Origin of the sequence: Corallococcus exercitus (assembly GCF_003611585.1) — a bacterium.
In the GTDB taxonomy this organism is placed as follows: domain Bacteria; phylum Myxococcota; class Myxococcia; order Myxococcales; family Myxococcaceae; genus Corallococcus; species Corallococcus exercitus.
In genome coordinates this window covers 1-5,722 of sequence record NZ_RAVW01000535.1, presented here as the reverse complement: position 1 = coordinate 5,722, position 5,722 = coordinate 1, and the positions used below count along the sequence as shown (strand labels likewise).

Annotated in this window: 4 protein-coding genes; all 4 read right to left on the bottom strand. The window is 70.4% G+C overall.

The annotated features are described in order from the left end of the window. Positions 1 to 172: 172 nt before the first annotated feature. A complete protein-coding gene (locus D7W79_RS37900; protein ID WP_147442255.1) occupies positions 173 to 1,609 on the bottom strand; it encodes a tectonin domain-containing protein in 1,437 nt (478 codons plus the stop codon). Positions 1,610 to 1,779: 170 nt separating this feature from the next. Next, a complete protein-coding gene (locus tag D7W79_RS37895; RefSeq protein WP_120530130.1) occupies positions 1,780 to 3,138 on the bottom strand; it encodes a hypothetical protein in 1,359 nt (452 codons plus the stop codon). 151 nt (positions 3,139 to 3,289) lie between these two features. Further along, a complete protein-coding gene (locus tag D7W79_RS37890) occupies positions 3,290 to 4,249 on the bottom strand; it encodes a sigma-70 family RNA polymerase sigma factor (protein ID WP_120530129.1) in 960 nt (319 codons plus the stop codon). Positions 4,250 to 4,494: 245 nt separating this feature from the next. Continuing rightward, positions 4,495 to 5,722 (bottom strand): phytoene desaturase family protein (locus D7W79_RS37885; protein WP_147442253.1); only part of this gene is annotated, 1,228 nt, incomplete at its 5' end.

Genomic DNA, 5,722 nt, shown 5'->3' with positions numbered 1-5,722 from the left:
TGTCTGCGCATGGCTCGTGGGCTCGGAGATGTGTATAAGAGCCAGTCGCTCGCCCCGCCGTGCACCCAGGAACTGGTGACGGACGGAGTGCTTGGACAGGGGCTTCATCCCTTGGGGCGATCCAGGGGTGGACGGCGCGGCCTCACGCCTGCCCCTCCCTTCGGGCCCGGCGTCACTGCCACTTGTAGACGAGGCCCTGCGCGTTGAGGCCCCAGACGGACCCGTCGCCGGCGGCGGAGATGTTCCGCAGCGCACCTGGGACCTTCTGCCAGGCCGAACCGGTCCACTGGAAGACGCCATCCGACGCGTCCAGCGCCCAGATGTTCTTCGCGCTGCCCACGGACACGAAGGTCATGCCGGCGGGGATGTTCCAGGTCCACTTGTTGCCGGCGGAGTCCCAGCGCAGCACGCGGTTGGAGTCGGGCGGGTTGGTGGCCCACAGCTCGCCGTCCGAGCCGACGGAGAGCTGGCTGACGCAGCAGCCCTTCTTCTCCCACGCGGAGCCGGTCCACCGGAACAGCGAGCCGCCATTGTCCAGCCCCCAGGCGGTATTGGCGTTGACGGCGGTGACCTGCTTCATCCCCGTGGGGATGTTCCAGGTCCACTTGTTGCCGGCGGGGTCCCACTTCAGCACGCGCAGCGAGTCCGGAGGGTTGGTGGCCCACAGCGTCCCGTCCGAGGCCGTGGAGATGTTGCTCACGGTGCCGCCCATCCGCTGCCAGCCGGAGCCGGTCCACTTCCAGTTGAAGCCCGCGCTGTCCAGCCCCCAGATGGCGTTGGCGCTGCCCACGGAGATCTGCTTGAGCGTCGCGCCCTGCGGCCCCGGCTGGAGCACCCACTGGGGCGACGGCGCGGGCGGCGGCGGGAGCAGGTCGCTCCACTTCATCGAGATCTTCGCGTCCGACTGGCCGGCGAACGTCACCGTCCGGTCGGTCGTGTTCACGGTGATGCCGTACACGTAGCGTGAGCCCGGCTTCTCGAACTGCGCCACGACCTTGCCCGCGGCGTCGTACACGACGATGCCCATGCCCACGCGGTTGTCCGTGTAGCTGAGGGCCCAGACGGTGTAGCCCTTCCACTGGATGACGGGACAGGTGGCGGAGGCGGCTCCGGTGTTGGGCCCCTGCGTGCACGTCACCTTCATCCCGGCGGGGATGGACGGAGGCGCCGGAGGAACCTGGACCACGACGGGCGGAGGCGCCAGCTCGTCCCAGGTCATGGTGATCTTCGCGTCGGACTGGCCGGCGAAGGTCACCGTCTTGTTCGTGGGGTTGACCGTGATGCCGTACACGTAGCGGGCGCCCGGCTTCTCCCACTGCGCCACCAGCTTGCCGGAGGCGTCATACGCGGCGATGTCCATGGAGACGCGGTTGTCGCCGTAGCTGAGCGCCCAGTAGGTGTAGCCATCCAACTTGAGCACCGGGCAGGTGGTGGCGGCGGCTCCGGTGCCCGGGCCCTGGATGCAGGTCACCTTCGTCCCCGAGGGCAGCGCGGGCGCGGGGCTCGGCGGGACCTGCGTGACGGTGGGCGTCGTCTGCGCGCCGGCCGTGAGGCCCATCAAACCCAGACACAGCGCGGCGAGGTTGGCGAACTTCAAGGGTCGTCCCATGGGATTCAATCGCTTTCAGGTTGTGCATCCGCGGCGGGATGCCCCTGAGCAACAACCAGACCAGCCCGGCGCTACCGGGAGGGACGCGACGGCAGGACGCCACTGGCACGTCAGGCCTCCACGAACCGGGAGGCCTGACGTGTCCACTGACGTGTCAGCGGAGGGGAGACCTACTGGAACGTCACCTTGCCGTCCCGCTGGTAGCAGACATGCGGCACGCCATCCGTGGGATGGACGGCCACGCTCGGACGGGAGCTGTCCTGCACCGTCCCAAGCTGCGTGTACGTCCAGAAGCCCTGCGCGTCCGTCGTGCCCAGCGCCAGCGCCGTCCCATTGCGCAGGGCGACGACAGGCTTGCCTCCGCCATAGGCCAGGTCGGACGCGGCGTACTTGTAATCCACCGTCGAGACCCTCCGGGTGCTGGACGCGGCGGGCGTCCCGACCGTGATGTCCTCGATGGCGTTCCATTCACCATCGGAGATGCTGTTGGAGAGCGCCAGCAGGCGCGAGTCCGGCGCCCAGGCCGTCGCGAGCCAGGGCGCGGTGGTGCTGGTCTTCAGCGGGAAGGACTCCAGGGTGGAGCCCCGGAGGACCTGCAGGGACTGGCTGACGTAGCCGCTCGAGGGCACGTGCGTGATGACGTGCAGCGCTCCGGCCGCGTCGAAGAGGGCGTCGCTCGTGAGCACCTGGGTGTTGGCGGTGAGCGGCACGGTGGACCACGTATTGGCCGCCGTCCGGGTCGCGACCCGGACGATCCCCGCGGGGTTGCTGCTGAAGACGATGACCGGCCGCTGCGCCTGCGCCGGGTTGAGCGCGAGGCTGAAGCGCATCACCACCGACGCGTCGACCTCCTCTCGAACCCAGACGCCATTGACGCGCGTGGCATAGCCCACCCGCGTCGACGCGGTGGCGATGTTGCCGGTTCCCTTGGTGTAGGCGACATGCGGCGTGCCGGTCACCGGGTCCACGGCCAGCACGCCCTTCACGACGAAGACGCCGCCGTTGTTGAAACCGGGCCCTTCAATCTGCTCCGTCTTCCAGGCCGTGCCGTCCCAGCTCGCGTACCACAGGCTGTTGTGGGTCTCGTTCGTATAGACGACGTGGGCCTTGCCCGTGCTGTCGAACGCGAGGTCACAACCAGCCCCCGTGACATCCGGGCCCGAGTCGATGACGGCGCCGGAGGCGAGCGGCGCGGCCACCACGTTGAAGTGGAACGCCCCCTCCGCCGTCTTCCCGGACTCCGTCTCGACGGAGACGGACAGGGACGCCGTCCCCGCCTGGGGCAGCGTCCAGGAGACCTGCTCCGCGGCGGGCTCGAGGGCGCCAGCGTTGGCGCTCCAGCGCACGGACTTGAGGGTTTCGCCCGAGGTGGTGACCCGGAAGCGCTCCACCGTGCTTTCGACGTAGGGGCCCGCTCCGTCCTCCCGCTCAATCAGCAGCACCAGGTCTCCGGGCCCTTGCGAGCGGATGACCTCGGGGGGCTTGGGCTCACGGCCGCAAGCGGGGAGCAGCGTCAGACCACTCAACATCAGACCCCAGGCAATCAACCTCTTCCGCACCATCACTCGAGTTCCTCTCTGATGGGCGCGGCGAGTCCTGCTCACCGCGCCCCGGGAACTCCGTCAAACGGATGGGCCTCACGGAAGGTTTACGAAAATCGACATTTCCCAGGAGTCCTGGTCAATCCGGCACGGGCATGCGGACGCCCGCGAGCTTCCGTTCTTCCAGCACGGAATGCAGCGCGTGGATGCGTCCGTTCGCGTCCACGTCCACGCGAATCACGGTGTGCAGGGCCATGAGCGGGTCCTTCGCCGGAGGGTACACGGCGACGAAGGCGGGCAGTCCGTTGAGCATCCGGGCCTCCCATGCCACCGGCGGGCCTCGCATCTCCATCAGGCGGCGGACGACGAGGACCACGCGCTGTGCGCCTACGACGGGCACCAGGGCCGCACGCACCTTGCCGCCACCGTCCGAGAGGGCACGCGCATCCGAGGTCAGCAACGCCTCCGCGGCGGCGACGTCTCCCGACATCATTGCACCGAGGAAGGCCTCCAGCGCGGCCCGCGTACGGGCCTGCAGGTCGCGAGTGGGCACGCAGCGCGACTGGTCATACGCGGCCATCGCCGCCCGAGCGCGGTGGTGGACCACCTTCACGTTCGCTTCGCTCATGTGAAGCGCCTCGGCCACTTCCAGCACCGAGTAATCAAAGACATCGCGCAGCAGCAGCACCGCCCGCTGCTTGGGCGACAGGGCTTCCAGCGCCAGCAGGAAGGCGAAGGAGACGCTCTCCAGCAATTCGTAGCGCCCCTCCGTCGAGCCGCCGTCCGGAAGCCTCGCCTCCGCAGAGGGTGGGACCTCCTCGTCGCCGGTCTCCACGGGCGAAGGCAGCCACGGTCCGATGTAGCCTTCGCGCCGCCGCCGCCGCAGGTGGTCCCGCGCCAGGTTCACCGCCACGCGCGTCAGCCAGGGCCGCAAGGTGTCCAGGCGCTCCGGCGGTGTCGCGAGCGCGCGCGCATAGACCTCCTGCACCAGGTCATCCGCGTCCGCCGCCACGCCCGTCATCCGGTAGCAGAGCCCCCAGAGGAAGCGCTCGTGCTCGCGTGCGGCCTGTCCCAGTGCTCCTCGCGCCTGTGCATCCATCCCGTTCAAGCCTCCACTTCATGGCGCCATTCCGCATCCATGCCCGGGCCCTCGGACATCCATTCTGTCCAAACGGATGAGAAAGAGAGAACTCCGCGGGGACTCCCTCCCCGGCGGCGGCGCGGCGCGAACTGGTCCGACAGTCGGACCAGTTGGGAGGGCCCGGGGCCCCGGGAGGCCTCCCCCCTCCGGGCCGCACGAACCTGTCCGACTGTCGGACAGGTTTGGAGAGCCGGGGCCCCGAGTCAGGCCCCCGCCGCGCGGCGCTGGGGTGCCGCCATGCGTTGCAGCAGGGCGTGCTCCACGGCCTCGGCGCTCGCCAGGGATGCGTCCGCGAGCATGCCTTCCGCGCCCACCCAGTCGCCCACGCGGAACAGGCCGCCCAGGTGTGGCACCTCCACGGAGGGACGCCCCGCCAGCCCGCCGTTCATGGCCCTTGGCAGCCCGGCGCTGACGGTCAGCGACGGACGGAAGCGCCGCGCCACCACCTTCGCGCGCCAACCCGGCTGGAGCGCGTCCATCACGGCTTCCAGCTCCGCCTCGCGGCACTCCGTGTCCGCGCCGCCCAGGTACTTGGCCACGTGCACCATCGCGCCCCCTTCCGGGGCCAGCTTCGCGGAGGCCGAATGCACCGACGCGTACCAGGGCCCGTCCACCCCGAGCGCGAAGAACGCATCCGGCCTGGGCAGGGCCGACAATCCCAGCTCCAGCGTCGCCGCCTGGATGGGCACCGCCTCCCGAGCCTCCCGGGCGAGCACCGCGTCCCCTGGCACGAGCGCCGCCACGTCGGCGGGACTGCCCGCCAGCACCACCGCGTCCGCACCGCGCACCGTGCCGTCCGCGAGCCGCACGCCCTCGACCCGCGTGCCCCCGGCCTGGAGGACGACGGCCTCCACCCGCGTGGACAGCTCCAGCCGGACTCCGGCCTCGCGCCCCAGCCGCTCCACCGCGTCCACCAGGGTGCTCCAGCCTCCGTCCACGTACAGCACGTTCGCGGCGGTCGCGGCCTGGAGTTGCTTCACCGCCGCCTCCGCGCTGAGGACATCCAGGTCCGCGCAGTACGACGCCACACGCACCAGCGCCGCGATGAACGCCTGGCTGTCCTTTCGCGTCAGGCGCGTCTCCAGCCACTGCCGCGTCGACACGGGCCCCAGTGGCCCCGTGTCGATGCGGGCCAGCCCCGCCAGCAGCTTCGCCACCTCCAGCTTCCCGGCGAGCGAGAGCACGTCCGTCGTCATGAGCGTCACCGGCCCGCGTGGCAACGTATGCAGCCGGCCCGCGCGCAGTGCGTGGGAGCCTGTCGGCACCGGAACACCTCCCTGGGGCTTCACGCCCAGGCGCTCCAGCACCCGCAACGCCGCGCCCGCCCGGTACAGGGCATGCGGCCCCAGGTTGAAGCGGAAGCCCTCCACCTCCGTGGTCCGCGCCCGCCCGCCCAGGTGCTTCGAGCGTTCGTACAGCGTCACCTCGCAG

Excerpts from the sequence above, each read along its gene's own strand:
- D7W79_RS37900 (WP_147442255.1), bottom strand. The coding sequence starts at position 1,609 with ATGGGACGACCCTTGAAGTTCGCCAACCTCGCCGCGCTGTGTCTGGGT.
- D7W79_RS37895 (WP_120530130.1), bottom strand. The coding sequence starts at position 3,138 with ATGTTGAGTGGTCTGACGCTGCTCCCCGCTTGCGGCCGTGAGCCCAAG.
- D7W79_RS37890 (WP_120530129.1), bottom strand. The coding sequence starts at position 4,249 with ATGGATGCACAGGCGCGAGGAGCACTGGGACAGGCCGCACGCGAGCAC.